Raw genomic sequence first — 25,632 nt, 5'->3', positions numbered from 1 at the left:
CTTACTCAGCCGCGACCGAGGCGGCTTCGAGGCGCTCGGCCTCCATCTGACGGAGCGCCCGCGCATAGTCGCGCGGCATGACCTTGACGAACTTCGCGAGCGATTCACCCCAGTTGTCGAGGATCTCGCGAGCGCGCTTGCTGCCGGTGTAGAGATGGTGGCGTTCCACCAGCACCCGCAGGCGTTCGGCATCGTGACGCAGCATGTCGCCCATGCCGTAGTCGTAGACATCGATCCCGCGCTGCTGCGGACGGCCTGCACCATCGTCTTCGTCGCGCTCTGCCGAGATCGGCAGGACATCGACCATCGCGCCGTTGACGAGCTGTGCGAAGTTGCCGTCGACGTCGTAGACGTAAGCGACGCCGCCCGACATGCCTGCCGCAAAGTTGCGTCCGGTCTTGCCGAGGACGACGACGACGCCGCCGGTCATGTATTCGCAGCCGTGATCGCCAGTGCCTTCGACTACCGCGAGGGCGCCCGAGTTGCGCACCGCGAAGCGCTCACCGCCGACGCCGTTGAAGTAGGCCTCACCGGCGATCGCACCATAGAGCACGGTGTTGCCGACGATGATGTTCTCGGTCGGGTCACGATCGACATGGCTCGGCTGGCGGACGATCACGCGGCCGCCCGACAGTCCCTTGCCGACATAGTCGTTGGCATCGCCGACGAGATCGAGCGTCACGCCATGTGCGAGGAACGCGCCGAACGACTGACCTGCCACACCCTTGAACGAGATGTGGATGGTGTTGTCGGCCAAGCCCTTGTGCCCGTACTTCTTGGCCACTTCGCCCGAGAGCATCGCGCCGACCGTGCGGTTGACGTTGATGACCTTGCGTTCGAGGCGAACCGGTTCGCCCTTGTCCAGGGCCGGAGCGCTGGCAGCGATCAGGTCCTTGTCGAGCGCAGCTTCGAGCCCGTGATCTTGGCGTTCGCTCCAGTTCAGGGTCGTGCCTTCGACAGGCTCCACCTTGTGCAGCAGCTTCGACAGATCGACGCCCTGCGCCTTCCAGTGCGATACGGCCTTCTTCACGTCGAGGCGGTCCACGCGGCCGACCATCTCGGCAACCGTGCGGAAGCCCATTTCGGCCATGATCGCGCGCAGCTCTTCGGCGACGAAGAAGAAGTAGTTGATCACGTGTTCAGGCTGGCCGGTGAACCGCGCACGCAGGACCGGGTCCTGGGTGGCGACGCCGACCGGGCAAGTGTTGAGATGGCACTTGCGCATCATGATGCATCCGGCCGCGATCAGCGGCGCGGTGGCAAAGCCGAACTCGTCAGCGCCGAGCAGCGCAGCAACCGCGACGTCACGGCCCGTACGCAGGCCACCATCGGCCTGCACGCAGATGCGGCTGCGCAGGTTGTTGAGCAGCAAGGTCTGCTGGGTTTCGGCAAGGCCGATTTCCCAGGGAGACCCAGCATGGGTCAAAGACGTCAGCGGCGAAGCACCGGTGCCGCCTTCGTAGCCGGAGATCGTCACGTGGTCGGCGCGTGCCTTGGACACGCCCGCCGCCACGGTGCCGACGCCCACTTCGGACACCAGCTTGACCGAGATGCGCGCGCCGGTGTTCACGTTCTTGAGATCGTGAATGAGCTGCGCGAGATCTTCGATCGAGTAGATGTCGTGGTGCGGCGGCGGCGAGATCAGGCCGACGCCCGGGGTCGAGTGACGGGTCTTGCCGATGGTCTTGTCGACCTTGTCACCCGGCAGCTGGCCGCCTTCACCGGGCTTTGCGCCCTGCGCCATCTTGATCTGCACGTCGTCGGCATTGACGAGGTATTCCGCGGTGACACCGAAGCGGCCCGATGCGACCTGCTTGATCGCCGAGCGCATCGAATCGCCATTGGCGAGCGGCTTGAAGCGCGCCGGGTCCTCACCACCTTCGCCGGTGTTCGACTTGCCGCCGATGCGGTTCATCGCCACGGCGAGCGTGGTGTGCGCCTCCCACGAGATCGAGCCGTAGCTCATCGCGCCGGTGGCGAAGCGCTTGACGATTTCGGCAGCTGGTTCAACTTCTTCAAGCGGGACCGGCTGATCGGCCTTCTTCAACTCCATCAACCCGCGGATGGTGAGCATCCGTTCAGACTGGTCGTTGATCGACTCTGCGAACTCACGATACTTTTCAGGCGTGTTGCCACGAACCGCGTGCTGCAGGTTGGCGATGTTCGATGCCGTCCAGGCATGCTCTTCGCCGCGCAGGCGCAGCTGGTACATGCCACCCACATCGAGCATCTTCTTGTAGATCGGATTGTCGCCATAGGCCGTGGCGTGACGGCGCACGGTCTCTTCCGCGATTTCCTTGAGGCCAACGCCTTCGATCGTCGTGGCGGTGCCGGTGAAATAGGCATTCACGAAATCGGTCGACAGGCCGACGGCGTCGAAGATCTGGGCACCGCAATAGGACTGGTAGGTCGAGATGCCCATCTTGGACATGACCTTGAGGATGCCCTTGCCGATGGCCTTGATATAGTTCTTCTTGACGTCCTTGGCCTCGAGCGGAAGCTCCTTGGCAACGCGGATCTGCTCCAGCGTTTCGAACGCCAGATAGGGGTTGATCGCTTCGGCGCCGTAGCCCGCAAGCACGCAGAAGTGATGAACTTCGCGCGCTTCGCCCGTTTCGACGACGAGACCGGTCTGCATGCGCAGCCCCTGACGGACGAGGTGTTGGTGCACTGCAGCCGTTGCCAGCGCGGCCGGCATCGGAATGCGCGATTCACACTGGGCGCGGTCAGACAGGATCAGGATGTTCTTGTCGGCGAGAACGGCTTCGGTGGCCGCCCAGCACATTTCCTTGATCGCCATTTCGAGGCCATCGGCGCCGCTGGCGGCATCCCATGTCGTGTCGATGGTACCGGTGCGGAAGGCACCGTCGAGCGCGGCTTCGACCGAGCGGATCTTGGCGACGTCCTCGTTGGTCAGGATCGGCTGGTCGACTTCGAGGCGCTTGTGGGTGCCGGCATCGCGGCCAAGCAGGTTCGGGCGCGGCCCGATCATGCTGACCAGCGACATGACCAGTTCCTCGCGGATCGGGTCGATCGGCGGGTTGGTCACCTGCGCGAAGTTCTGCTTGAAATAGTCAAACAGCAGGCGCGAGCGGTTCGAAAGCACTGCGATCGGCGTGTCGGTGCCCATCGATCCGATCGGATCATCGCCGGCAATGCCCATCGGTTCGAGGAACTTGGTGACGTCTTCCTGCGTGTAGCCGAAAGCCTGCTGGCGATCGAGCAGCGAGGTGGTTTCCACCGGCAGCGCCGCCAGCTCGGGCTCGATCACGTCGAGCTCCTTGAGCTTGTACTGCGCCTGGTCGAGCCATTCTTCGTAAGGCTCGGCATTGGCCAGCTCGGCCTTGATTTCCTCGTCCTCGATGATCTTGCCCTGCTCCATGTCGATCAGGAGCATGCGGCCGGGCTGGAGGCGCCACTTGCGGACGATGTCCTCCTCGCGGAAGGGCAGCACACCGCTTTCCGAAGCCATGCAGATCAGGTCATCACGGGTGATCGAGAAGCGTGCGGGGCGCAGGCCGTTGCGATCGAGCGTGGCGCCGATCTGGCGTCCGTCGGTGAACGCGACGGCTGCGGGACCATCCCACGGTTCCATGAGCGCGGCGTGGTATTCGTAGAACGCGCGACGCTTGGAATCCATCAGCGGGTTGCCGGCCCAAGCCTCGGGCACGAGCATCATGACGGCGTGGGCAAGGCTGTAGCCACCGGCGAGCAGCAGTTCGAGCGCGTTGTCGAGGCTGGCGGTGTCAGACTGGCCGTGCGGGATCAGCGGCCACATCTTGTCGAGATCCGGGCCGAGCAGCTCGGATTCCATGGTGCGGCGGCGCGCGTTCATCCAGTTCACGTTGCCGCGAACGGTGTTGATCTCACCGTTATGGGCGATGAAGCGGAACGGGTGCGCGAGCTTCCAGCTCGGGAAGGTGTTGGTGCTGAAGCGCTGGTGCACGAGGCCCAAGGCCGAAACGCAGTCCGGATCGCGCAGATCGTCATAGAACGAGCCGACCTGCGTTGCCAGCAGCAAGCCCTTGTAGACAATCGTGCGGGTCGAGAAGCTCGGCATGTAGAGCTGCGTCACGCCGGGAAGATTGTGCTTCTCGGCCATGGCGCTGAGCGGGTTCTGCGTCTGCTTGCGGATGGCGAGCAGCTTGCGCTCGAAAGCGTCCTGATCCGGCGTGTTGGCACCGCGCTTGATGAAGCACTGGCGGATCACCGGCATCGATTCGACGACGGCCTTGCCGAGGCCGTCCTGCGTGGTCGGCACGTCGCGCCAGCCGATCAGTTCCTGGCCTTCCTTGGCGATGAACTTCTCGAAGAATTCGGTCACGAAAAGGCGCGCGGCCTCTTCCTGCGGCAGGAAGCACATGGCCACGGCATAATCGCCCGGCTGCGGCAGGTCCTTGCCTTCGGAAGCGGCCCACTTGCGGAACAACTGGTCGGGGATCTGGATCAGGATGCCAGCGCCATCGCCCAGCAGCGGATCGGCGCCGACGGCACCGCGATGGTCAAGATTGTGCAGAATTTCCAGCGCCTGGTCCACAATCGCATGGCTTTTCTGGCCTTTGATGTGGGCAATAAAGCCCACGCCACAGGCGTCATGCTCATTACGCGGATCGTACAGGCCCTGAAGCGGCGGAAATCCCATCTCGATGATCGTCCTACATCCAATAAGGCAATGGCCAAAAAGGCAGCGGCGCGCGAATCACCCTCGCGGAAAAGCGACGAAAATTGCGCGAAGTGCCCCCATGACTGCAGGAAAGTTATTTTGCAACCGCGCAAGGGCATCAAGTGCGCGGTTAATGCCGTAAATACGGTTGCGACATGGCAGAAAGTGCGGCTCCGCCGCATCTTCCTGCCCGAAAGTGCCGCAAGGGGCGTGGAAAACTATCCCTGCGCGGTCATCCGCTGAAGCGTTGCCAGAGCGGCGCGAAGTGCCCGATCGGCCTCTTCGGGATCAGCCAGCCCGCCGGGCGCATCTGGTGACGCATCGGGCAGGACTTCTGCCGGAGTCGAGGGCGCCGCCTGTCCAGGTGCTGCCAGGGGCGATCCCTGGACCGGCAGGATCGAGGGCCGTTCGAACCGGCGCAAGCCACCCTGCAGCGCCGAAACCTGCCCGGGAAAGACCACGGTCGGTTCAACGTCTGCGGGGGCGGGCTCGTCCTCCAGCGCAAGGCCATCTTCGATGCGGGACGAGTGCTGGCGGAGCGAGGCGGGCCCCATGTCGAGCAGCGAAGGATAGCGCTCTTCCGCGACCTCGGGCTCGGCCGGATCATCGGTGGCGGGTGCGGATGTTTCCGGTGCAGACGCAGCCGGTGCGCGCAGGAAGCGGGCGAGCTGCGCGACTCCCTCCTGCTCGTCGTCTTCGTCAAGCGGCGGCGTCAGTTCAACGGCAAGCGGACGCAGCCGGACGACTCGCAGATCGTCGCGGACTTCATCAACCCGTTCGGGCTGAGGGGCTGCCACGGTTTCGACGGGAACAGGGTTTTCCGGCACCACTGGAGCCGCATAGGCGGAGGCCTCAAGCGGCGCGGCATCCCGCACGGGGGGTGCATGGCGGGCAATCGCGACGGCAAGACGTTCCACAAGCTGGACCATGCCCAGACCATCAAGCGGCGCGCGCTCGATCGGGGTCACCTGCGCGGCAGGGGCCTGAAGCAGGGGCTTGGGTGCCAGAACAGAGGCAGCGGGGATCTGCTCTGTCGGCCGAGCGGAATCGTGTTCGACATCGCGAGCCGCAACAGACGGCGCTTCAACTTCCTGCGTGAAGGCGGCCGGAGGCGCAAAGGCTGCGAACTGCTCTTCATCCGAATCGGCAGGGGCGGAAAACGGCCCGGCCCCGAGCGAGCCCTCGGCCGCGCCTGCAGCGGCTTCGAGCAGACCTTCCAGGGCGAGCGGATCTTCATCGCGGGCGACCGGGGGATAGGCTGGGGAAGCATTCTCCCACGGCAGATAGCCGGGGAGCGGCGCATCCTCGGCCGGAACCTGCGGCTGACCTTCGTCGGCCAGCGACAATGCGCGCCGACGCAACGGCGCCACCAGATCTTCGGCGGGCGCGTCAAGCGGCTCACCAAGGTCCTCGGCAGGGTTCAAGACACGGCGGGGTTCGTCGGAACGATCAGCAGCCTCGTCACTGCGCTGCCTGCGGGCAGCGGACATGTCACGGCGGCGCACCGGCGCTGCCTCTCTGGGTGCGAGCTTGCGCCCTGCTACAAAGCCGATGATTGCGCCCAGCAGCAGCAGGCCAAGCGCCAGCAGCACGCGCGCGGTAAAGCCGAGTGGTGGAGCGGCCGCAGGGACGATTGCGGGAATCCCCAGCGCGACGACCGGACCTTCGAGCAGGGAGGGTGCCACGGCAAAGCTGCCGAGGCCGAAGAACGCTGCGAACCACAGGGATGTCACGACCGGAAACATCGGATGCGCGGTGATGGGCTTTGGCTTGCGCTTTGTCGCGGTCACGTGGGCGTCGTCCTGTCTGTTTCGGTCATCCTGCCGCCACCGGCGTCGCAGCTCAGGCCGCGACTGATGGCAGTTCGTGATTCGGTAACAGGGCTTGGTAAACAGGTAGATAACGTCTGACGTTGCCAGCCCAGTCGTGGCGTTCACGGACGAACGCCTTGGCAACGTCGCGCCGGGTGTGCCATCCGTCGCGGGAGCCGAGCAGATCGGCAAGGGCCTTGGCAAGGCCGGCCGGATCGTCAGGCGGGAACAGGGTGCCGGTCCTGCCGTGCTCGATCAGTTCGCGATGCCCGCCGACGTCCGAGGCGCTGACCAGCTTGCCTTGCGCCATGGCTTCAAGCGGCTTCAAGGGGGTGACGAGATCGGTCAGCCGCATCGCCTTCCGCGGATAGCAGACCACGTCGACCAAGGAGTAATAGCGATCCACCTCGTGATGCGGCACGCGGCCCACAAAGCGGATGGCGTCTGCTACCGCCGAGGCCTGCGCCTGCGCGCGCAAGTCCGCTTCGGCAGGGCCCCCGCCAACCATCAGCAGGCGCGCGTCAGGCACGCGAGCGGCGATGGCCGGCATTGCCGCAATCAGGTCGTCGAGGCCTTCGTAAGGGTAGAAGCTGCCGAGGAAGCCGATCACTGGCCCCTCTCCCAGCTCCAGTTCGTTTGCCAGCCCGGCATCGCGCGGCAGCGGTTCGCCGAACAGGTCGAGGTCGACGCCGTTGGGCATGATCGACAGCTTTTCCGGCGCAAAGCCGCGGGCGATCAGATCGGCCCTCAGGCCTTCGCAGATCGTCACGACGCGTTCCGCGCCACTGACGACATCGTTTTCCAGCACCCGCGTCAGCCAGTACTTGGCCGAGCCTTCGCGCCCCGTTCCATTGCCGACGGCGGCGTCCTCCCAGAACGCACGGATCTCATAGACGACCGGGATGCCGAGCTTGCGCCCGGCCCGGAGTGCCGCAAGGCCGCACAGCGCCGGCGAATGGGCGTGAAGCACATCTGGCCGCCATTCGCGCGCGATGGCGACGATGCGCTCGGCCAGCATTGCAACTTCGGACCATTCGCGCACCAGCGGGAGGCCGCCCGCCGTGCCGCCAGCGCGGTAAAAGGTCAGGCCATCGACGACTTCGGGATCGCTCGGCATGGGCGCCGTGTGGCGCTGCCCGGTCACGGCGCGGACCTCCAGCCCCATCGCTGCCTGAGCCTTGAGGATGGCGCGGGTGCGGAAGGTGTAGCCGCTGTGCATCGGCAGCGAATGATCGAGAACGTGGAGCACGCGTGTCATGGTCAACGCTCTGCCATGGAAGGCTTAACGCCGCGTCAACCTCGATCGGCTAGCGCAATTCCTGCAATGATCGACAAGTTCACGATAATCCTGCCGCACGTGCTGATGGCGATCGCCATCTGGCGCCTGCTGCATCGTGACGATCTCAACGACGACCCTTCCCTGCCGAGCCGCAAGACGCCGTTCCGCAAAGGCCGCGAGCAGGCGCCGGGCGGTGGCGATGCTTGACCTGTTCCTGCTGTCCTGCGTGCTCGGCTTCATCGGCGCGGGCTTTCGCAAGCCGTTCATCTTCGTGCTGGCCTACAGCTACATCGACATCGTCGCGCCGCAGAAGGTCAGTTGGGGCATCCTCAGCCACATCCCGGTATCTCTGATCGCGTTCCTCTGCGCGTTCGTCTCGTGGTTCGTGGCCGAGGACAAGAACGGCATCCGCATCTCGCTGCGCCAGTTCCTGCTGCTGACCCTGCTGGTCTACTGCGGGCTGACGACGCAGGCCGCCGACTTCCCGGTAGAAGCGGCGGAGAAGTGGGCGTGGGTGTGGAAGGCGCTGCTGTGGGCGCTGTTCCTGCCCCTCACCCTGCGCACCCGCCTGAGAATCGAGGCGATCACGCTGATCCTGGCTCTGTCGATCGGAGTGATCGTGATCGGCGGCGGGATCAAGACTGCGGCAGGCGGCGGGGGCTACGGCGAATTGCGCCTGCTGGTGAACGACAATACCGGGCTCTACGAAGGTTCGATCATCTCGGCCGTCGCCATCGCGGTAATCCCGCTGGCGCTTTGGCTGTCGCGCTATGGCACGATCTTTCCGCCCGACTGGCGGGTGAAGATCTTTGCCTGGGCGCTGTGCTTTGCCTGCGCGCTGATGCCGATCGGCACGGGCGCGCGCACCGGCCTGGTCTGCGTCGTCGTTCTGGCGGCCATGATCCTGCGCACGGCCAAGCGACGCATGCTGATCGTCTCGGTCATGGCGGCCGGTGCCCTGATCGCGGTCCCGCTCCTGCCAAAGGAGTTCACGGACCGGATGAGCACGATCAGGAACCACCAGTCCGACCAATCCGCCTCGACGCGCGTGGCGGTATGGAAGTGGACGATCGAGTTCGCCAAGCGCCATCCTTTCGGCGGCGGGTTCGAGGCCTATCGCCAGAACAAGCTGACGTACGATACCGTCAAGGCCGACTACGCCGGCGACAACAATGCCGCGCTCGAATACCAGCCGATCGTCGAGCAAGGGCGCGCCTACCATTCGAGCTATTTCGAGATGCTGGGCGAGCAGGGCTACCCCGGCCTGGCGCTATGGCTGTCGCTGCACCTTCTGGGCGTATGGCAGATGGAATTGCTGCGACGACGCTATCGCAAGGAGACCTCCGAAGAGTTCCGCTGGGTCGCGCCGCTTGCCGAAGCGTTGCAGCAGGCGCAGGTCATCTACCTGGTCGGCTCCACCTTCGTCGGCATCGCGTTCCAGCCGTTCTGCTACATGCTGGTCGGCCTGCAATGCGGTCTGTGGGCCTATATCAAACGGGTGCGGACGGCACAGCCGCAGCCTTTCCGCAAGGCAACGCAGCAGCCTGCGCCGCGCCCCGCCACGGCTTAACCACACACTTAAACCCGCTTGCTCCGCGTCCGGCTTGTCGCCATTGTGCCAGCCGAGAGACATCAGCAGGAGAGCGCATCGCCATGACGACATTCCTTCCGCCCGAGGAAATCAAGGCTCGGATCGGCCAGGTGGTCGGCACGTCGAACTGGATCGAGATCACGCAGGAGCGCGTGAACAAGTTTGCCGAGGCGACCGGCGATTTCCAGTTCATCCACGTTGACCCGGAAAAGGCGAAGCTGACCCCGTTCGGTGGCCCCATTGCGCACGGCTTCCTGACGCTGTCGCTGATTCCGCTGCTGACGATGGAAAGCGATTGCCCGCGGCCCGAACATATCAAGATGGGCGTCAACTACGGCGGCAACCGCACGCGCTTCCTTGCGCCGGTGCGCGTCGGCAAGCGTGTGCGCGGCGTCTTCAAGCTGCTCGAGATGGACGAGAAGCGTCCCGGTCAGTGGCAGCAGACCATGGAGATCACCATCGAGATCGAGGGCGAGGCCAAGCCCGCGCTGCAGTGCGAGTGGATCACGCAGTTCTTTGTCTGAGGCTGGCCAGGCTGGCGGAGATTGCGCGCACCAGATGAAATAGCAGGTGCCGCGCAATTGCCGGGGCCTTGGCCAGACCAAGCCCGGGGCGCGCCTTGCAAGCCTGCCACAGCATCCCCAGCCGGGCATCCAGGCGGCTTGCCAGGCCGTGCTCAAGAAGCACCCGCGCCCGCAGTGCGGCATCGTCCACTGCGGCAAGTTCGCGCCGTATGATCTGGCCGACGAGGCGGTGGATCCTGAGCGCGCGCGTGTCAGTCAGGCTCCCCTCATGACGTCGATAGAGGTAGAGGTCCTCATCCAGGGTGACAAAACGGAACCTGCGCGCTGCCCGCAGCCAGAAGTCGTAGTCCTCGACGCCGAACAGCGCAGTGTCATACCCCCCAAGCACTTCGGTCACTTCGGCCCGATAGAGAAACGCCGCGCCGATGCGGTTGCCGAACAGTATCTCGGAAGCTGGCCCGACCTTCTGGAAGCCGATGATGCGGCCCTGCCCGTCGATCACGCTGTAGTTGGCGTGGGCAATGGCCGCATCGGGGTTGGCATCTAACGTCTGGACCAGGCGTTCCAGCATGTCGGGACGCGCGATGTTGTCGTCCGATGTCCAGGTATGCAATGGCCCGCGTGCAGCAGCGAAACCCGTGTTGAGAGCGCCCGGCAGGCCCTTGTTGGGCCGATTGGTGATGATGCGGATGCGCTCGTCGGCTGCGGCATGGCGCGTGAGGATAGCGGGCGTGCTGTCGGTGGAACCGTCGTCGACGCAGATCAGCTCGAAATCCGCAAAGGTCTGGTCGAGGACCGATTGTATCGCTTCATCGAGGAAGGCAGCGCCATTGTGCACCGGCAGCACGATGCTGACGCGGGGCGATGCTCCGCGTCCCGGTCCGCCGATAGAATGCGCTCCCTTGTCCACAAGGCCACCTCTGCCATTTCAAGGCATCCGCGATCTTGCCGGAAAGTTGCGCAATATTGCAGAGAAGTGGAAAGCCGACCTGTGCCGGATTGGCACGGTCGGCTTCGGGATTTGACGCTTCTTGCCGTTATTCAGGCGACGACGCTGAGCTTGCGGCCTTTCGCCTTCTTCTCGAACTGGGCGATCCACTGTTCGACCACCGGGGCGATCGACGAGCGCCAGCGCGAGCCGTTGAAGATGCCGTAATGGCCGACTTCGGGGGCGAGCAGATATTGCTTCATGTCCTCGGGCAGGTTCGGCGTGACCTTGAGAGCAGCCTTGGTCTGGCCGATGCCCGAAATGTCGTCGCGCTCGCCCTCGATGCACAGGATTGCGGTGTCGGTGATCGCGCCAAGGTCCACGGCCTGGCCACGGTGAATGAACTCGCCCTTGGGCAGTGCGTGGCGCTGGAACACGACATCCACCGTCTGCAGGTAGAACTCGGCGGGAAGATCGCAGACCGCGCGATATTCGTCGTAGAAGGCCTTGGTGGCTTCGGCGCTCTCGTCGGCCCCGGCGTTCATGTGCTGGAACAGCTTGTAGTGGCTCATCATGTGACTGCCGAGGTTCATCGACATGAAGCTGGCGAGCTGCACGAAGCCCGGATAGACGCGGCGTCCCTCACCCGGATAGTTGGTTGGCACGGTGGTGATCACGTTGTGCTTGAACCAGACATAGGGCTTGGTGATTGCGTGGTCGTTGACTGCAGTCGGGCTTTCGCGCGTGTCGATCGGCCCGCCCATCATCGTCAGGGTTACCGGGCGGCAGGGGTGCTTGCTGGCGCCCATGATCGCGGTGGCGGCGAAGGCCGGCACGGACGGCTGGCACACCGCCATCATGTGCGCACCTTCACCGATATGCTCGAGGAAGCCGGTCAGGTAATCGATGTAATCGTCGAGGTCGAAGGTGCCTTCGGCCAGCGGCACATACTTCGCATCGGCCCAGTCGGTGATGTAGACCACGCAGCGTTCGAGCATGCGTTCGACCGTGCCGCGCAGCAGCGTGGCGTAGTGCCCGCTCATCGGTGCGACGATCAGCAGGCGCGGCGCATTCTTGGGCAGGCCATCGTGGGTGAACATCTTGAGGTCACCGAACGGGCGCGTAACGACCGTTGTTTCCTTGACCGCATGAGCCGTGCCGTCAACGTGGACGACCTTGATGCCGAACGCGGGCTTGCCGCGCGGCGCTGCTGCATGCGCGAACACATCGAGCGCGTTGGCGAGGGTCTGCGAGGGGCCGACGCCCGCCCACGGGTTGCGTGGATCGGTCAGCGCATCGGCCATCATCGAGGCCCAGGCGCTGCCCGCGTTCATCAGCGAGCGCTGAATTTCATAAGCCTTGTAGAGCACTGCGAACACCTTCTGATTATGGCCTGCTCAAAGAGCGGGAGTCGTTTGTATACAGATTGCCGCGATTCGATTGTTTGTGCAACGCAACAAATATCCGGTCATGTTGCGGGTTCCCTAACCGCCCCCTTTCGGTAATCCCCGCCATCGGCTAGGCACGCGGCCATGGACGAGGAAACCAAGAGCCCGCCGACCGCTGCCGAGCCCGCCCCCAAGGCCAAGACCCTCGGGCCGCTGCGCATGATCTGGCGCGAGGCGCTGAAGTATCCCCGCCAACTGGCATTTGCAGCACTGGCGCTGCTGACGACCTCGGCAGCCACACTCGCCATTCCATCGGGCTTCCGCCTGATCATCGACAAAGGCTTTGCCGCTGGCGCCAATGTCGATGACCTGGGACGCTGGTTCCAGTATCTGCTGCTGATCGTGCTGGTTCTGGCGATTGGCACGGCTTGCCGCTTCTACTTTGTTTCCTGGCTGGGTGAGCGCGTGGTCGCCGACATCCGCCTGCGCGTGCAGCAGAATCTCTTGCGCCTGCCGCCGTCTTTCTTCGAGACCAACAGCCCGAAGGAAATCTCCTCGCGGATGACTTCGGACACCGCCATCATCGAACAGGTGGTAGGCACGACGGTTTCGGTCGCGTTGCGCAACACGATCACCGCCATCGGCGGCCTCGGTTACCTGTTCTACCTGGCGCCGAAACTGACGGCGATCCTCATGGTCGGCATCCCGCTGGTCGTCGGCCCGATCGTGTTCTTCGGGCGGCGCGTCCGCAATGTCTCCCGGTCGAGCCAGGATCGCGTGGCGGGCATCGGCGTGATCGTGGCCGAAGTGCTCGGCGCAATGAAGATCGTGCAGGCCTTCGGACAGGAGAAGCGCGAGCTCGAGCGCTTCGGCGAGCGTGTCGAGGCGACCTTCCAGACCGCGCTTCGCCGCATAAGCCTGCGCGCGGTGATGACCGCGATCGTCATCCTGCTGGTCTTCGGCGGGATCACCATGCTGGTGTGGGAAGGCGCCGTCGGCGTCGCTGAAGGGACAATCAGCGGCGGCACCATCTTCGCCATCGTCATCACGGCAGGCCTTGTTGCCGGTGCGGCAGGGGCCTTGTCGGAAGTCTATGGCGATCTGCTGCGCGGGGCCGGCGCTGCCGGACGGCTCAATGAACTGCTGCGCGAGGAGCCGGAAATCTCGGCCCCCGCCCGCCCCACGGCCCTGCCCGTGCCGCCGCGCGGACAGATCGCGTTCCAGAACGTGACCTTCCGCTATCCGTCGCGGCCCGAAGTCCTCGCCCTCGACGACTTCTCTTTGACAGTTGAACCGGGTGAAACCGTCGCCATTGTCGGCCCGTCAGGCGCTGGCAAGTCGACCCTGTTCCTCCTCGCGCAGCGCTTCTACGATCCACACGGCGGCACGATCCGCATCGACGGCGTGCCGCTGACCAGCGCGGACCCGGCCGAAATCCGCGCGCGCACCGCGCTCGTCCCGCAGGACGCCACGCTGTTCGCGGCTTCGGCGCGCGACAACTTGCGCTATGGCAACTGGCAGGCCAGCGACGACGCCATCTGGGAAGCGGCCCGCGCGGCCAATGCCGAACAGTTCCTGCGCGATCTGCCGCAGGGCCTGGACACGTTCCTGGGCGAGGACGGCGCCCGCCTATCCGGAGGCCAGCGCCAGCGCATCGCCATCGCCCGCGCCGTGCTGCGCAATTCGCCGATCCTGCTGCTCGATGAAGCGACCTCCGCGCTCGATGCCGAAAGCGAGCGGCTGGTCCAGGAAGCGCTCGACAGGCTGATGCAGGACCGCACCACGCTGGTCATCGCCCACCGTCTCGCCACGATCCGGGCGGCAGACCGCATCGTCGTCATGGATGCCGGCAAGATCGTGGAACAGGGCACCCATGCCAGCCTGACGGCGGCAGACGGGCTATATGCGCGGCTTGCCCGCCTGCAGTTCGAAGGGCTTGCCGCCTAACACCTTGACTTGATGCTGCACTGCGGCAAACGCTTGGGACATCATGGACACGATCGTCACCGCCATCCTGCTCGGCATCGTCGAGGGCCTCACCGAGTTCCTGCCGGTCTCCTCGACCGGGCACCTCATCCTCGCCACCGAGCTGTTCGGCTATGACGCGCACCAGTGGGCAATGTTCAACGTCGTCATCCAGCTGGGCGCGGTCCTTGCGGTGGTGGTGCAGTACTGGCGCACGTTCTGGGCCGTGGGCATGGGCCTGCTCAAGCTGAACCCCATGTCGCTGCGGTTCCTGCGCAATCTGCTGGCGGCGTTCGTTCCCTCTGCAATTCTCGGCCTTGCCCTGAAAGACTACATTGACGTGCTGCTGGGCAGCCCCTCCGTCGTCTGCTGGGCTCTCATCGCGGGCGGGGTGGCGATCCTGCTGATCGAGCGCAGCGCGAAGACTGGCGAACTGACCGGCATTGGCGAACTGCCGCTGCGTCAGGCCCTCGGCGTGGGCGCCGCGCAGTGCCTGGCCATGGTTCCCGGAGTCAGCCGGTCCGGCGCGACGATCATGGGCGCGCTCGCCATGGGCATCGAACGCCGTACTGCGGCCGAATTCAGCTTCTTCCTCGCCATCCCGACAATGCTCGGCGCCACCACGCTCGAACTGCTCGACAACCGCGATGCCCTGATGACCGGCACCATGGGTGTGGGCTGGACCGAGATTGCCATCGGTTTCGCCGTATCCTTCGTGGTCGCGCTCGCGGTTATCAGGATGTTCGTGGCATATGTCAGCAAGTCCGGCTTCAGCCCCTTTGCGTGGTACCGCATCGTGGCTGGCGCCATTGCACTCGTCTGGCTCGGAGCGCGCTAGGTCCCGATAGCCCGGTAACGCCCCACCGCATTTGCGGAACCAAGTTCATCGTCGGGATTTTAACCGACAACTGAACTTCAAAGGGGTACTTACCATGGGCCTTATCATTCTTCTCGTCGTCGGCGGCATTCTTGGCTGGCTTGCCAGCATCGTGATGCGCACCGACGCGCAGCAGGGCATCTTCCTGAACATCGTCGTCGGCATTGTCGGCGCGCTGCTGGGCGGCTTTCTGCTCGCTCCGCTCATCGGCGGCGGTTCGATCACCGACGGCATTTCGGCCGGCACGCTGATCGTCTCGTTCCTCGGCGCCCTGATCCTGCTGGCGATCGTGAACCTCGTTCGTCGCGGCTCGGTTCGCTAATCCGCGAAATTCCAACTTTCAACCTGAAGGCGGTCACTTTGGCCGCCTTCTCCATACCTGAAGGGGACTGACATGAAGGCAATTTTCAAGGGCGCGATGATGGCGTCTGTCGTGGCGATGGGCCTCGGCCTTTCGGCTTGCGACAGCGCGCAGGAAAACGCCGCCGAAGATCAGGCTGGCGCCGTGCGTGAATCGTCGGAAGCCGCTGCTGACACCATGGAAGACAAGGCCGACGCCATGGGCGGCGCTTCGGAAGACGCCATGGAAGCCAAGGCTGATGCCGTCCGCAATGCCGGCGAAGCCAAGGCCGACGCCATGGAAGACAAGGCCGACACGATGGACAAGACCCCGGGTTGATCCCGCTCTTTTCCGCCTAACGGCCAAGGAAGCCCGGCGCACCCTGGAAGGCGCCGGGCTTTTTGCTGTCTGCTAGACGGCGTGCGACCTAGACAGGCGTCGCGCCCGAACCGCGCCCGCCGCGCAAGTGATACTCGAGCGTGCCTCTATGGAGGACGTCATCGACGTCGATCACCGCGGTGTTGGCATAAGTGAACCCGGCGCCGAGGCCGCGATAGAGCCGGTCGAAGTCGCGCTCCACGGTCTGGTGATAGAGGTCCGCGAAGCTCTCGATCACGAAGTAGGTCGGCTGCAGATCATCGATCACGTAATCGGTGCGCATGACGCGGTCGACATTGAGCATGATCCGGTTGGGCGATTGCCCTTCAAGCGCGAATACCGCTTCTGCCGGTCCCGAAAGAATTCCGGCGCCGTAGACCTTCGGCGCGCCGTCCTCCATCACCAGCCCGAATTCCACCGTATACCAATAGAGCGCACCGAGCGACTTGAGCCGGTTGTGGCGCATCGCTTTCCATCCGGCGCGGCCGTACTCCTGCATGTAATCGGCATATGTCGGGTCGGTCAGCATCGGGACGTGGCCGAACACGTCGTGGAAGACATCGGGCTCCTGGATATAATCGAAAGCCTCGCGCGTGCGGATGAAGTTGCCTGCCGGGAAGCGCCGGTTAGCCAGGTGCCAGAAGAACACGTGATCCGGGATCAGCATCGGCACCGGCACCACGCTCCAGCCGGTCAGCGCGCCGAGTTCCTCGGACAGGCGGCCGAAGTCCGGCACGCCACCCCGGCTGAGGTCCAGCCGCTCCAGCCCGCGCAGGAACGCACTGCAAGCCCGCCCCGGCAGCACCTCCATCTGACGGGCATAGAGTTCGTCCCAGATTGCGTGCTCCTCGGGAGCATAGCGCCGCTGGGCGGGCTCCAGCCAATCTTCCCCAACCCGCGCTGGACGTTTGAGCGGCGCGGTGTAGACCCCTTCCGGCAAATAGGGCAGTCGCGAAAAGTCCGTGGCAAGGCTGGCAGTGCTCATCGTCTCTCAATCTGGTTTCGTCTGCAACCATTAGCACGGTAGCTCCCTTCCGGCAAATCTCGCCGTCAGTCTCTCCTCGCTTGACTTTGCCCTGATTCTCCCCCAACGGCCCCACCCTGTGACGGCGGCGTGGAAACGCGCCGCCACATTCGTTTTCAGATTCGCGCGCGAAAGTTCAGGATAGAGCCATGGCAAAGCCCACCACCGTCAAGATCCGTCTGGTCTCGACCGCTGACACCGGCTTCTTCTACGTGACCAAGAAGAATCCCCGCAACACGACCGAGAAGATGACCTTCCGCAAGTACGACCCGGTCGTGCGCAAGCACGTCGAGTTCAAGGAAGCGAAGATCAAGTAATCAGCGCATCTGCGCTTTACCCGTGAAGCCCGTCCCGCCATTTTCGGAACCGGGACGGTTCACGGCGAGTTCAACGCCGACACTGCAAGGAACGGCGATGAACATGATCAAGACCTCGATTCGCAAGCTGGGCCGTCCTATGGCGGCCCTTTCGCTTGCCTTCGCTGCGGCCACGCCCGCAACGCTTCTCGCGCCGACTGTGGCGCTGGCACAGGCCTCCGACATCGACCGCGCGGTCTCTGCGCTGCGCGGCATTTCGACGCTGCGCGCAAATTTCACGCAGACCGACCGTTCGGGCCAGAGCGTTTCAGGCGTGCTGACGATGAAGCAGCCCGGCAAGATCCGCTTCCAGTACCAGAAGGGCGTGCCGCTGCTGATCGTGGGTGACGGCAGGGCGCTCACCATGATCGACTACGAAGTGCGCCAGGTGCAGCGCTGGCCGATCAAGAACAGCCCCTTGGGCGCACTGCTCGATCCCAACAAGGACGTCGCGCGCTTTGCCAAGCAGCTGCCCACCGGCGATCCGGGCGTGATCAGCCTGCAAGTGCGCGATCCAAAGCACCCCGAATACGGCACGATCACCATGATCTTTGTCCGTAACGGCAATGCACCGGGTGGCCTGCAGCTCGATTCGTGGGTTGCGCTCGATTCGCAGAACAAGCGCACCACGGTGCGCCTTTCGGGCCACCAGTACGGCGTGGCGGTGAACGACAGCACCTTCCGCTGGACCGACCCGCGCCGCCCCGTGACGCGCTGAGCCGACTCACTTGTAAAACCTGCTCCCGCGAGAAGGCGGGGGGCCTTCATCGGCTTGCGCGGACGTTTCGTAACCCCAACAAGGTCCCCGCCTGCGCGGGGACGCGTTTGCATCCTGACAGAAGCCGGCACCACCCGTCGCCCCAGATCGTCGCCTTACCCATCAACCGTTCACCCCCTGCGACAAGCTGCGACAAACCTGCAGCCCCCGTTCATCGGGGCGCAAGCGAAACGGGCCTAGAACGATTTTCGACGAGGCGGTCGAGGCGGGTTTCCCCCCTGTTGCCCGGTCTCCTGGAGACCGCAGCGTCAAGCGTGACGAACGCAAATGGAACCCTCGGACCAATGCCCCCGGTCCGAGGGTTTTGTTTCTTGGCTCAATGAAGCATTCCGCGATGTAATTCGCTTGCTGACACAGCCTGTCGCTGCATATTTGTCGTATGAACCTGTTGCGGTCGATATACATCAACCTGCGGTATCGGTGGCACATACAATATCTGCTTCCGCTTGCGCTGTTAGCGCCCTTGGTCTTGCTGTTCCCGAGCAACCCGTTGGGGATAGATAGTAGAAAGGGCGATCCTGTAATGGCGCAGATCACCAGCATTGGCGTCGGTCAGCACAGATATCTGGGTCGAACCGCGGGCATAGCTGTTTCTGCCAAGACGCAAGCAGGTGCGGTTGGCTCAATCGTTGCCGCGCCCGCCGAAGTCAACGGCTGCGACATCGGGGACATAATTCCGGCAGAACAGGAGGGCATTGCGCTTCATCTGAAGCCCAGGCCGTGCACCCATCAATGAATTGTCGGCATTGGGCCTCATCTTGGGCATAATCAGGGCACACGCCGAACTCGTCGATTATCAGGATTACCATTGAGGTCATGACGATGATGCACAACCCTCCCCATCCCGGAGAACTGCTTCGCGATGAAGTGATCGAAGCGCTGAACCTGTCCGTCACCGAAGCCGCCAGCCGCCTCGCGATGTCGCGTGTCGCCCTCTCGCGCGTGCTGAACGGCAAGGCCGGGATCAGCCCCGATCTAGCCCTGCGGCTGGAGCAGGCAGGCGCCAGCACGGCGCGGGCATGGCTGGCAATGCAGGCGAACTATGATCTGTGGCGGGCGCGGCAGCATGAGCAGCCGGTTGTGCGGCGTTTGCAGGAAGCTGCATGACGTTGCAATGACGCATAGATCGCGTCAAAGTGCACGTATGATTTTTCGCAGACCAATAGTTCCTTCTCGAATAACGGAGCTGGCACTTTTTGCTGTTGCTGCGTCGAGCATTCTCTTCGTCGCCGCATTTTCTGTTTGGGCAGCATCAAGGGAGTTAGTCGCTTGGCACAAGGTCCCAGCTCTGACTATCTTGATGGGGCTGGGATCATTGCCGATGGTGGCTATGGGGCTGTGGCTTAGGCGCCAGCGATTGAGAAAGACGGCTGAACTGCAAGATTATGAGTGCATTCTCGTAGCCGCGCATGATCCGCGCTAGCCCCCACATCCCATCTAGCAATCGCCCCCCCGCAACCCTAAAGCAGCGCCATGATCTCGGTTGCCACATGGAACATCAACTCGGTGCGCTTGCGCGCCGATCAGGTCGAACGCTTTCTCCTGCAGGAATCGCCCGACGTACTGTGCCTCCAGGAGATCAAGACGCCGGAAAGCCTGTTCCCGCACGAGGTGTTCGAGAAGCTCGGCTATACCCACCGCGCGGTCCATGGGCAGAAGGGCTATCACGGCGTCGCCACGGTCAGCCGCATCCCCTTCCGCGATTTCAGCAAGCATGACTGGCAGGACAATGGCGAGGCGCGGCATATCGGCGTCGAGCTGCTGGGGCCGGGCAACGGCCTGATCATCGAGAACGTCTATATCCCCGCAGGCGGCGACGTGGCAGACCGCGAGGTGAACCCCAAATTCGGCCAGAAGCTCGACTTCCTCGAGCGCATGACCCGCTGGGCCGAGAAGATCGAGCGGCCGACGCTGATCACCGGCGATTTCAACATCGCGCCGCTGGAATGCGACGTCTACGACCACAAGGCGCTGCTCAAGGTCGTCAGTCACACGCCAATCGAGGTAGAGACGCTGCAGCGCTTTGCCGATGCGCATGGCTGGGTCGATCTTGGCCGCAAGCACATCCCCGCGCCGGAACGCAACTATTCGTGGTGGTCCTACCGCTCGTACTGGCGTGCCAAGGACCAGGGCCGCCGGCTCGACCATATGTGGGCCTCGCCCGAGGCTGCCGCGCAAACGCGCTCGCACCGCTTCGTCGAAGAGACGCGCAAGTGGGAGCAGCCTTCGGATCACATCCCGCTGATCACCGAGCTGAATTTGTGAGCGAATCCCGTAACGTAGCAAAAGCGCTCGACGCGCTGCGCCACGGCTGGGCGATCCGCGTGACCGGCGCGGACGGCGCGCTCGACCTGCTGCCTGCCGAAACCGCTTTCGCCCAACCGGGCATCTATGCCGCGCGACTGCTGATTTCCGCCGCCCGCGCGGCGACGCTGAAGCTCGCCAACCAGCGCGACGCCGCCGTGCCCGAAGCCCCGGTGATGATCCATGGCGCCGAACCATTCAGCCTTGGCTCTGCACGCAATCTGGCCGATCCGGCGCAGGACCTTGGCAGCCCGTTGCGCGGGCCCTTCAAGGCCGATCCGATCGAGGCGCATGATGCGGCCGTTGCCGCCATGGAACTGGCCCGTCTCGCAGGGATCCTGCCCGCTTTCCTGATCTCGACCGGCGTCGAGATCGCGGCGGAGGTTTCGACGGCCGATCTTGCGGCGTTCAAGGACCCGCTCAACCTCATCATCCAGGCCCGCGCCCGCCTACCCGTCCACGCCTGCGAACATGCTGAAATCGTGGCATTCCGCGCGCGGGATGACTTGCGCGAGCATGTGGCGCTGGTGATCGGCACGCAGACCAGCGAGCGCGAGCCGGTGGTGCGGCTGCACAGCGAATGCCTGACCGGCGACATTCTCGGCAGCCTCAAGTGCGATTGCGGCCCGCAGCTTGATGCCGCCCTTGCCCGCATGGCCGAGGAAGCCAATGCGGGCGGCTGGGGCGTCCTGCTCTACCTGCGGCAGGAAGGCCGCGGCATCGGCCTGATCAACAAGCTCCGCGCCTATGAGCTGCAGGACCAGGGCTTCGACACGGTCGACGCCAACGAACGCCTTGGGCTGCCGAGCGAGGCGCGCGACTTTCCGGTGGCGGCGCGGATGCTCGACTTGCTCGGCGTGCGTTCGATCCGCCTGCTGACCAACAACCCACAGAAAGTGGCGACATTGCAGGCACTTGGAGTGGAGGTGACGGAGCGTCTGGCGCACCAGCTCCCCGCCAACCCCCACAACCAGCGCTATCTCGATACGAAGCGAGATCGGACCGGTCACCTGCTGCGTTAGAACGCGCGCCACGCGATCAGCAGCACCGCAGCCGCGATAATCGCCGCGAACAGGAGGGCATAGCCCATGTCCTTGACGGTGAACTTGTCCACGTTTTCAGAGCGAAAGAGCCGGTAGCCACGCTCGGCAGCGGGGTTGCTGGCGACGAGAGCGACGTCCAGCGCGCTGGCTTCGGAGCGGAACCAGTTGACCATGAGTTGCCGCTCCTCCGGCGTGACGTCGGGGTAGGCGGCGAGGAGCGCCTCGACGTGGGCGCGGCGAGAGTCGACTGCTTTCGCAATCGTGGAAGTGTTTGACATTGTGGGATTCCTGACATGCGTTTGAACTGCGCCCGAGGGGCGCGGGGCTCAGGTCAGGAAAGTGGTGGTGCCCTGGGTGCTGGCAGCAGCGCGAGCGGCTGTGGTGCAGGCGGCGCGCTTTGCGGGGGCCAGAAGCCTTCGTGCTGGACGAGCGGCACCGGGGCCAGCCTTGGCGCAAGGACGACCGGCGGCGGGGGCGCCATCGGCACGACAGCGCGTTGAATCTGCACGACTTTGCGCGGTGCCACCGCCATGTCCACCGTTGCCGCACTGAAGGCCGAGCCGTGACGCACGGTCACGGGTGCCTCGAAAGGGACAAGCGCGTGGGTCAGGACAGTGAGGGCAAGAAGGAGCGCCCAGAGCCGTCCGCCCAGCTTCAGGAGGGGTGCGCTCAGCATTCCAACTCCAGATAGACTCTTAAGGGCAGAGGGGCAACTCCACCCCAACTCGGCGTGACTCTAGCGGGACTCGAAGCGGCTGAGGCCCGCACCCAGGGTGTTCGCGCCAAGAGCCAGCTTGTCGCCCGACCAGTCCGCGACGAAGGCCGACGAACGGCTCACCCCCGGCGCGAACCGCGCATCATTTCCAACAATGGCGAGGCCGGTCGCAGGGTGTGCCTTGCCCTCGGCGGCGATGGCGATGAAGGCGCTGTAGTTTTCCTTGTCGAGTCCCTGGACGAAGACATTGTCGGCAATGCGCCCGGTCGCGCCTGCGGGCAGGTCGATCATGTAATTGGTTGTTTTTCCGGCGGTATCGTCAAAGCTCGACTGCGTGACTTCGACGCGGCCGGCGCGGCTTTTCACATAGTGCCCGCCGCGCCCCGCTTCGAAGCGGCTGCGGCGGATGGTGACGCTGCCATAATCGCCGAAATAGACAGAGTGGGCGCAGGAGAGGCCGCGATCGCACCGGCCAAGACGCGAAAAGGTTGATTTTTCAATGAGAACTGCGCCGGCGGGGTCGTCGGCGGAGAGGATGCCCTGCTCGCTGTCACGGAACCATGACTGGCGCACGGTGAGGTTGCCGCGTTCCAGCCGGATGCCCGAGCCATTGGCATCGGGCACGCGGATGTTCTGGAAGATCAGGCCTTCGACCGTGGTCGAGCGTCCGCGCGCGACGATGACCGCCTTGCCCTCGCATGCCGCGCCGTCGAACACCGTCTGCCCCGGCACTTGCGCGACGAAGCCGATGTCGCCCGCCTGCTGCACCGCGCAATCGCGATAGACGCCGGGTTCGATACGGATCGTGCCGGTGCCTTCGCCGATGGCGTTCACCGCCTGCTGGAGCGCGGCATAGCTGCGGCCGGTCTCGACCACCGTGTATGGCGAGCGCTGGCCCTGTGCGAGCAGCGCGGTGGCCGGAATCGTTGCAATCACCGCGATCCCGAGGAGGAAGACGGCAAGGCGCTGGCCACGGTGGCGGCGCTCTCTGGAGGCGAACGGGTTCATCATGCGCATATCTGTTCCCCGGCGATTTCGAATGCCGGGGTAGCGCGGAATGATTGACAGGCCCTTGCGTTCCCGCAGGAACCGGGGACCTGCCCGAAGTTACAGGATCAATCCTTCCTGCCCCAGCGCCACTTCCAACCGCCGCGCGTGCGCCTGGCGGAGACCGAGAACACGATTGCCGTGGCGACGATGAAAAGTGCGAAGCCCAGCGTGCGCAATCGGCCGTCGCCACTGTCATCCAGCAGCTTCACCAGCGGCAGCAGAGCGATATAGCCACCGATCAGGGCCCAGCCCTGCCAACGCAGCGGCAAGCCCGCGCCATAGCCAAAGCGCTTGGGCGCGAACCATGCGCCGTCGTCGGTGGCGGGCGGTTGGGACTTAGGCGGCCGGGTGGTGTAGCGGGCATCAACCATCGCTGTTCTCCGTGTCGATTTTCGGCGGCCGCCCGCGCTTGACCGGCTCGGCCGCGGCGAGCTTCACGCCGCGCCGGGTCAGGGCCTCGCGCAGCAGCACTTCGATCTGGGCATTGGCCGAGCGCAAGTCGGCCGAGGCCGTGCGCTCGATCGCGGCGAAGAGCGCCGGATCGATGCGCAACGGAAAGGCCTTCTTTGGACTCGGCGCCATCCCGAACGCCTTACTGGTAGAGCGTGCCGGTGTTGACGACCGGCTGGGTATCGCGCTCGCCACAGAGCACGACCATCAGGTTCGAGACCATCGCTGCGCGGCGTTCGTCGTCCAGCTCGACCACGTTCTTTTCCGAAAGCTGGGTCAGCGCCATTTCCACCATCGACACGGCGCCTTCGACCAGCTTCTTGCGCGCCGAGATTACCGCTTCGGCCTGCTGGCGACGAAGCATGGCTCCTGCAATTTCAGGTGCATAGGCAAGGTGGGTAAGACCGCATTCGTCAACCGTGATGCCTGCAAGCACCAGCCGCGCGTTGAGTTCGGTGCGCAGTTCGGCGTTGATCTGATCGTGATGGCCGCGCAGCGTGACTTCGTGGTGCTCGATATCGTCATACGGGTAGCGCGAGCCGATCGAGCGCACCGCGCTTTCGATCTGCACGAAGACGAAAGCCTTGTAGTCATCGACATCGAACAGGGCCTGCGCGGTATCGGAAACGCGCCAGACGACGTTTGCGGCAATCTCGATCGGATTGCCGCGCAGGTCGTTGACCTTGAGCTTTTCCGAGACGACGTTGTTGGCGCGTACCGAGATCTTGGTCTTGGTCATCCACGGCCAGACCCAGCGCAGCCCGTGGTTGCGGTCCGTGCCACGATAGGAACCGAACAGGTTGATCGCGGCGGCCTGATTGGGCTGGATCATGTAGAAGCCCGAGGCCATGAACACGATGGCGACCGGCAGCGCGGCAATCGTGGCAATGAAGCCCGGCACGGCATCTTCCGACGGATTGCCGCTGGCAAACCCGAGGACCCGTGCAGCGGTGAGGATCACCAGCACGACCATGAGGATCAACATGAGATAGCCGCTGATCGACCAGGCCCCGGTTTCGGTGCTGGCGGAATGCGTCTTCGACTCGGACATCGGAGATTCCCCTTAAATCTGATATCACATTAATATCAGATTCGGTTTCAGGTGCAAATGGTTTTGGATTCCTGAGGGGCGTAGCGTTGCTTGCCCACCCCCGGCCCCTCCCGCAGGCGGGAGGGGTTGGGGGTGGGCCGGTTTAAACACCCCCCTTGCAATCCGGACCGAATCACTCCACATTAGCGGAGCGGACCGGGCCCCTCTGGCGCGGCGTTCTGGCCATACTGGCAGTTCGCTTCGTGATGTCGGACCGCATCGGGTAATGCCGATGCCATGCGGGTCCGGGTCTCTTCCCCCTCCTTTCGGACTTTGGCCTCGCAGGCTTCGGCATTCCCGATCGTAGCAATTGCTCGACTAGGGAGCTTTGACATGTCCGCGTGGCTGAAGATGTCACGCTCTGCCCAACCGGCAAGGTCGAGCCGGGCCCGCATCGGCAGGAAATCGAAGCAGGCCTGCGCCATCGCGGTGCGGCCCTCGCGCTCCAGACGCTCGACGAGGATCGCGTGCATGGCATGGAGGTAGCGCACGTCGGATGCGGCGTATTCCTGCTGCGCATCGGACAGCACCGGCCCACCCCAGTCGCTCGACTGCTGCTGCTTGGAGATTTCCTTTCCGAGCAGTTCGCGCACCAGGTCCTTGAGGCCGTGGCGATCGGTATAAGTCCGGACCAGCGTCGAGGCGATCTTGGTGCAGAACACGGGCGCCGCGACCACGCCGAGGTAATGCTCGATCGCGGCAAGGTCGAAGCGGGCGAAGTGGTACAGCTTGACCCGCGAAGGATCGGCCAGGACAGCCTTCAGATTGGGCGCCGCATAGCTGCTGCCCGGTGAGAAGCGGACGAGGTGTTCGTCGCCCTGCCCGTCCGAAATCTGCACGACGCAAAGGCGATCACGCGGTGTGATCAACCCCATCGTCTCGGTATCGACGGCGACGGCACCCGGCGCAAGCACGCCTTCGGGGAGGTCTTCTTCATGGAAATAAACGGCCATTCCTGTCGCTTAGGGCGTTGGGCAAGGACCCGCAAGCTTTCAGTCCCGCCCAGACAAGTGCAAGGAGGAAAAGACGTGGCCCGTCACGACCGCCAAGTTGGCGTTTGCGGCATGAAAGTATTGTA

General features: G+C 64.2%; 26 protein-coding genes and 1 pseudogene. 14 read left to right on the top strand and 13 right to left on the bottom strand.

Annotation, left to right across the window (positions count from 1 at the left end):
* Position 1: 1 nt before the first annotated feature.
* Entirely contained in the window at positions 2–4,642 is a 4,641-nt protein-coding gene (gltB, locus tag AC3WLM_RS09775) for a glutamate synthase large subunit (protein ID WP_492477250.1), read from the bottom strand.
* Here gltB and AC3WLM_RS09770 point away from each other — a divergent pair.
* Positions 4,544–4,906, top strand: a complete 363-nt coding sequence (locus AC3WLM_RS09770; protein ID WP_492478149.1) for a hypothetical protein — start codon at positions 4,544–4,546, stop codon at positions 4,904–4,906. The genes gltB and AC3WLM_RS09770 overlap by 99 nt on opposite strands.
* Here the strand turns inward: AC3WLM_RS09770 and AC3WLM_RS09765 are convergent.
* Both AC3WLM_RS09765 and AC3WLM_RS09760 read right to left on the bottom strand, forming a co-directional pair.
* The gene (locus AC3WLM_RS09765) at positions 4,882–6,453 is read right to left on the bottom strand and encodes a hypothetical protein (RefSeq protein WP_492477249.1); all 1,572 of its coding nucleotides are present in this window, start codon (positions 6,451–6,453) and stop codon (positions 4,882–4,884) included. The genes AC3WLM_RS09770 and AC3WLM_RS09765 overlap by 25 nt on opposite strands.
* Positions 6,454–6,505: 52 nt before the next feature.
* On the bottom strand, positions 6,506–7,732 hold the full coding sequence (locus AC3WLM_RS09760) for a TIGR04063 family PEP-CTERM/XrtA system glycosyltransferase (protein WP_492477248.1): 1,227 nt from the start codon (positions 7,730–7,732) through the stop codon (positions 6,506–6,508).
* A 66-nt stretch (positions 7,733–7,798) separates the two neighbouring features.
* Between AC3WLM_RS09760 and AC3WLM_RS09755 the strand changes: the two genes are divergently transcribed.
* The 3 genes from AC3WLM_RS09755 (at position 7,799) to AC3WLM_RS09745 (ending at position 9,868) form a co-directional block, all read left to right on the top strand.
* A complete protein-coding gene (locus tag AC3WLM_RS09755; RefSeq protein ID WP_156452022.1) occupies positions 7,799–7,960 on the top strand; it encodes a hypothetical protein in 162 nt (53 codons plus the stop codon).
* Positions 7,953–9,323: a putative O-glycosylation ligase, exosortase A system-associated gene (locus tag AC3WLM_RS09750; protein WP_492478111.1), complete on the top strand. Its 1,371-nt coding sequence runs from the start codon at positions 7,953–7,955 to the stop codon at positions 9,321–9,323. Before AC3WLM_RS09755 ends, AC3WLM_RS09750 begins: the two co-directional genes overlap by 8 nt.
* A gap of 83 nt (positions 9,324–9,406) precedes the next feature.
* Positions 9,407–9,868 (top strand): MaoC family dehydratase, encoded by a 462-nt coding sequence (locus AC3WLM_RS09745; protein ID WP_039337195.1) that lies wholly within the window; start codon positions 9,407–9,409, stop codon positions 9,866–9,868.
* On the opposite strand, the gene AC3WLM_RS09740 is transcribed toward AC3WLM_RS09745, so the two are convergent.
* Together AC3WLM_RS09740 and AC3WLM_RS09735 are read right to left on the bottom strand one after the other, a co-directional pair.
* Positions 9,849–10,778: a glycosyltransferase family 2 protein gene (locus tag AC3WLM_RS09740; RefSeq protein ID WP_492477247.1), complete on the bottom strand. Its 930-nt coding sequence runs from the start codon at positions 10,776–10,778 to the stop codon at positions 9,849–9,851. The genes AC3WLM_RS09745 and AC3WLM_RS09740 overlap by 20 nt on opposite strands.
* 131 nt (positions 10,779–10,909) lie before the next feature.
* Positions 10,910–12,166 (bottom strand): polyhydroxyalkanoate depolymerase, encoded by a 1,257-nt coding sequence (locus AC3WLM_RS09735; protein ID WP_082734547.1) that lies wholly within the window; start codon positions 12,164–12,166, stop codon positions 10,910–10,912.
* A 162-nt stretch (positions 12,167–12,328) separates the two neighbouring features.
* Between AC3WLM_RS09735 and AC3WLM_RS09730 the strand changes: the two genes are divergently transcribed.
* The 4 genes from AC3WLM_RS09730 to AC3WLM_RS09715 all read left to right on the top strand — a co-directional run bounded on the left by AC3WLM_RS09730 (position 12,329) and on the right by AC3WLM_RS09715 (position 15,705).
* Positions 12,329–14,131, top strand: coding sequence for an ABC transporter transmembrane domain-containing protein (locus AC3WLM_RS09730; RefSeq protein WP_492477246.1), 1,803 nt, complete (start codon positions 12,329–12,331; stop codon positions 14,129–14,131).
* A 43-nt stretch (positions 14,132–14,174) separates the two neighbouring features.
* Positions 14,175–14,987, top strand: coding sequence for an undecaprenyl-diphosphate phosphatase (locus AC3WLM_RS09725; protein ID WP_492477245.1), 813 nt, complete (start codon positions 14,175–14,177; stop codon positions 14,985–14,987).
* Between the two features lie 94 nt (positions 14,988–15,081).
* A complete protein-coding gene (locus AC3WLM_RS09720) occupies positions 15,082–15,348 on the top strand; it encodes a GlsB/YeaQ/YmgE family stress response membrane protein (protein ID WP_039337201.1) in 267 nt (88 codons plus the stop codon).
* A 72-nt stretch (positions 15,349–15,420) separates the two neighbouring features.
* Positions 15,421–15,705 (top strand): hypothetical protein, encoded by a 285-nt coding sequence (locus AC3WLM_RS09715; RefSeq protein ID WP_052242641.1) that lies wholly within the window; start codon positions 15,421–15,423, stop codon positions 15,703–15,705.
* Between the two features lie 88 nt (positions 15,706–15,793).
* On the opposite strand, the gene phhA is transcribed toward AC3WLM_RS09715, so the two are convergent.
* Complete coding sequence (phhA, locus tag AC3WLM_RS09710; RefSeq protein WP_492477244.1) at positions 15,794–16,729, bottom strand: phenylalanine 4-monooxygenase; 936 nt, start codon at positions 16,727–16,729, stop codon at positions 15,794–15,796.
* A gap of 188 nt (positions 16,730–16,917) precedes the next feature.
* On the opposite strand from phhA, the gene rpmG reads away from it, so the two are divergent.
* The 6 genes from rpmG (at position 16,918) to ribA (ending at position 21,228) form a co-directional block, all read left to right on the top strand.
* Complete coding sequence (rpmG, locus tag AC3WLM_RS09705; RefSeq protein ID WP_011446825.1) at positions 16,918–17,085, top strand: 50S ribosomal protein L33; 168 nt, start codon at positions 16,918–16,920, stop codon at positions 17,083–17,085.
* Positions 17,086–17,182: 97 nt separating this feature from the next.
* Positions 17,183–17,842, top strand: coding sequence for a LolA family protein (locus tag AC3WLM_RS09700; RefSeq protein ID WP_230487746.1), 660 nt, complete (start codon positions 17,183–17,185; stop codon positions 17,840–17,842).
* Between the two features lie 583 nt (positions 17,843–18,425).
* Positions 18,426–18,638 carry a hypothetical protein gene (locus AC3WLM_RS09695; RefSeq protein ID WP_492477243.1) on the top strand — a complete coding sequence of 71 codons (213 nt, stop codon included), beginning with the start codon at positions 18,426–18,428 and terminating at the stop codon, positions 18,636–18,638.
* 80 nt (positions 18,639–18,718) lie between these two features.
* Positions 18,719–19,009 (top strand): HigA family addiction module antitoxin, encoded by a 291-nt coding sequence (locus AC3WLM_RS09690; RefSeq protein WP_492477242.1) that lies wholly within the window; start codon positions 18,719–18,721, stop codon positions 19,007–19,009.
* 366 nt (positions 19,010–19,375) lie between these two features.
* Positions 19,376–20,167 (top strand): exodeoxyribonuclease III, encoded by a 792-nt coding sequence (locus AC3WLM_RS09685; RefSeq protein ID WP_039337207.1) that lies wholly within the window; start codon positions 19,376–19,378, stop codon positions 20,165–20,167.
* Positions 20,164–21,228 (top strand): GTP cyclohydrolase II, encoded by a 1,065-nt coding sequence (gene ribA / locus AC3WLM_RS09680; protein ID WP_492477241.1) that lies wholly within the window; start codon positions 20,164–20,166, stop codon positions 21,226–21,228. The genes AC3WLM_RS09685 and ribA overlap by 4 nt, the downstream gene beginning before the upstream one ends.
* Here the strand turns inward: ribA and AC3WLM_RS09675 are convergent.
* From AC3WLM_RS09675 to AC3WLM_RS09645, 7 genes and pseudogenes are all read right to left on the bottom strand, one after another.
* A complete protein-coding gene (locus AC3WLM_RS09675) occupies positions 21,225–21,527 on the bottom strand; it encodes a hypothetical protein (RefSeq protein ID WP_062343460.1) in 303 nt (100 codons plus the stop codon). The genes ribA and AC3WLM_RS09675 overlap by 4 nt on opposite strands.
* Positions 21,528–21,580: 53 nt before the next feature.
* Entirely contained in the window at positions 21,581–21,925 is a 345-nt protein-coding gene (locus AC3WLM_RS09670) for a hypothetical protein (RefSeq protein WP_492477240.1), read from the bottom strand.
* A gap of 60 nt (positions 21,926–21,985) precedes the next feature.
* Entirely contained in the window at positions 21,986–22,981 is a 996-nt protein-coding gene (locus AC3WLM_RS09665; protein WP_082734471.1) for a right-handed parallel beta-helix repeat-containing protein, read from the bottom strand.
* 98 nt (positions 22,982–23,079) lie between these two features.
* Positions 23,080–23,385 carry a hypothetical protein gene (locus AC3WLM_RS09660; RefSeq protein ID WP_039337214.1) on the bottom strand — a complete coding sequence of 102 codons (306 nt, stop codon included), beginning with the start codon at positions 23,383–23,385 and terminating at the stop codon, positions 23,080–23,082.
* A complete protein-coding gene (locus AC3WLM_RS09655) occupies positions 23,378–23,596 on the bottom strand; it encodes a type II toxin-antitoxin system antitoxin (RefSeq protein WP_039337216.1) in 219 nt (72 codons plus the stop codon). Before AC3WLM_RS09655 ends, AC3WLM_RS09660 begins: the two co-directional genes overlap by 8 nt.
* Positions 23,597–23,606: 10 nt before the next feature.
* On the bottom strand, positions 23,607–24,515 hold the full coding sequence (locus AC3WLM_RS09650; RefSeq protein WP_039337218.1) for an SPFH domain-containing protein: 909 nt from the start codon (positions 24,513–24,515) through the stop codon (positions 23,607–23,609).
* A 380-nt stretch (positions 24,516–24,895) separates the two neighbouring features.
* Positions 24,896–25,507: pseudogene (locus AC3WLM_RS09645) on the bottom strand (ribonuclease D); the annotation flags it as partial.
* Positions 25,508–25,632 lie beyond the last annotated feature (125 nt).

It is taken from the genome of Novosphingobium sp. FW305-C-30-35, assembly GCF_058783135.1.
Note: the sequence above shows the minus strand (reverse complement) of the source record. Positions and strands in the feature narration are given on the sequence as shown.

Bases quoted from the DNA above. Each gene is read 5' to 3' on its own strand.
- AC3WLM_RS09770 (WP_492478149.1), top strand. From the start codon at position 4,544: ATGGCTTTTCTGGCCTTTGATGTGGGCAATAAAGCCCACGCCACAGGC.
- gltB (WP_492477250.1), bottom strand. From the start codon at position 4,642: ATGGGATTTCCGCCGCTTCAGGGCCTGTACGATCCGCGTAATGAGCAT.
- AC3WLM_RS09760 (WP_492477248.1), bottom strand. From the start codon at position 7,732: ATGACACGCGTGCTCCACGTTCTCGATCATTCGCTGCCGATGCACAGC.
- AC3WLM_RS09755 (WP_156452022.1), top strand. From the start codon at position 7,799: ATGATCGACAAGTTCACGATAATCCTGCCGCACGTGCTGATGGCGATC.
- AC3WLM_RS09750 (WP_492478111.1), top strand. From the start codon at position 7,953: ATGCTTGACCTGTTCCTGCTGTCCTGCGTGCTCGGCTTCATCGGCGCG.
- AC3WLM_RS09745 (WP_039337195.1), top strand. From the start codon at position 9,407: ATGACGACATTCCTTCCGCCCGAGGAAATCAAGGCTCGGATCGGCCAG.
- AC3WLM_RS09730 (WP_492477246.1), top strand. From the start codon at position 12,329: ATGGACGAGGAAACCAAGAGCCCGCCGACCGCTGCCGAGCCCGCCCCC.
- AC3WLM_RS09725 (WP_492477245.1), top strand. From the start codon at position 14,175: ATGGACACGATCGTCACCGCCATCCTGCTCGGCATCGTCGAGGGCCTC.
- AC3WLM_RS09720 (WP_039337201.1), top strand. From the start codon at position 15,082: ATGGGCCTTATCATTCTTCTCGTCGTCGGCGGCATTCTTGGCTGGCTT.
- AC3WLM_RS09715 (WP_052242641.1), top strand. From the start codon at position 15,421: ATGAAGGCAATTTTCAAGGGCGCGATGATGGCGTCTGTCGTGGCGATG.
- phhA (WP_492477244.1), bottom strand. From the start codon at position 16,729: ATGAGCACTGCCAGCCTTGCCACGGACTTTTCGCGACTGCCCTATTTG.
- rpmG (WP_011446825.1), top strand. From the start codon at position 16,918: ATGGCAAAGCCCACCACCGTCAAGATCCGTCTGGTCTCGACCGCTGAC.
- AC3WLM_RS09700 (WP_230487746.1), top strand. From the start codon at position 17,183: ATGAACATGATCAAGACCTCGATTCGCAAGCTGGGCCGTCCTATGGCG.
- AC3WLM_RS09695 (WP_492477243.1), top strand. From the start codon at position 18,426: ATGGCGCAGATCACCAGCATTGGCGTCGGTCAGCACAGATATCTGGGT.
- AC3WLM_RS09690 (WP_492477242.1), top strand. From the start codon at position 18,719: ATGACGATGATGCACAACCCTCCCCATCCCGGAGAACTGCTTCGCGAT.
- AC3WLM_RS09685 (WP_039337207.1), top strand. From the start codon at position 19,376: ATGATCTCGGTTGCCACATGGAACATCAACTCGGTGCGCTTGCGCGCC.
- AC3WLM_RS09675 (WP_062343460.1), bottom strand. From the start codon at position 21,527: ATGTCAAACACTTCCACGATTGCGAAAGCAGTCGACTCTCGCCGCGCC.
- AC3WLM_RS09670 (WP_492477240.1), bottom strand. From the start codon at position 21,925: ATGCTGAGCGCACCCCTCCTGAAGCTGGGCGGACGGCTCTGGGCGCTC.
- AC3WLM_RS09665 (WP_082734471.1), bottom strand. From the start codon at position 22,981: ATGCGCATGATGAACCCGTTCGCCTCCAGAGAGCGCCGCCACCGTGGC.
- AC3WLM_RS09660 (WP_039337214.1), bottom strand. From the start codon at position 23,385: ATGGTTGATGCCCGCTACACCACCCGGCCGCCTAAGTCCCAACCGCCC.
- AC3WLM_RS09655 (WP_039337216.1), bottom strand. From the start codon at position 23,596: ATGGCGCCGAGTCCAAAGAAGGCCTTTCCGTTGCGCATCGATCCGGCG.
- AC3WLM_RS09650 (WP_039337218.1), bottom strand. From the start codon at position 24,515: ATGTCCGAGTCGAAGACGCATTCCGCCAGCACCGAAACCGGGGCCTGG.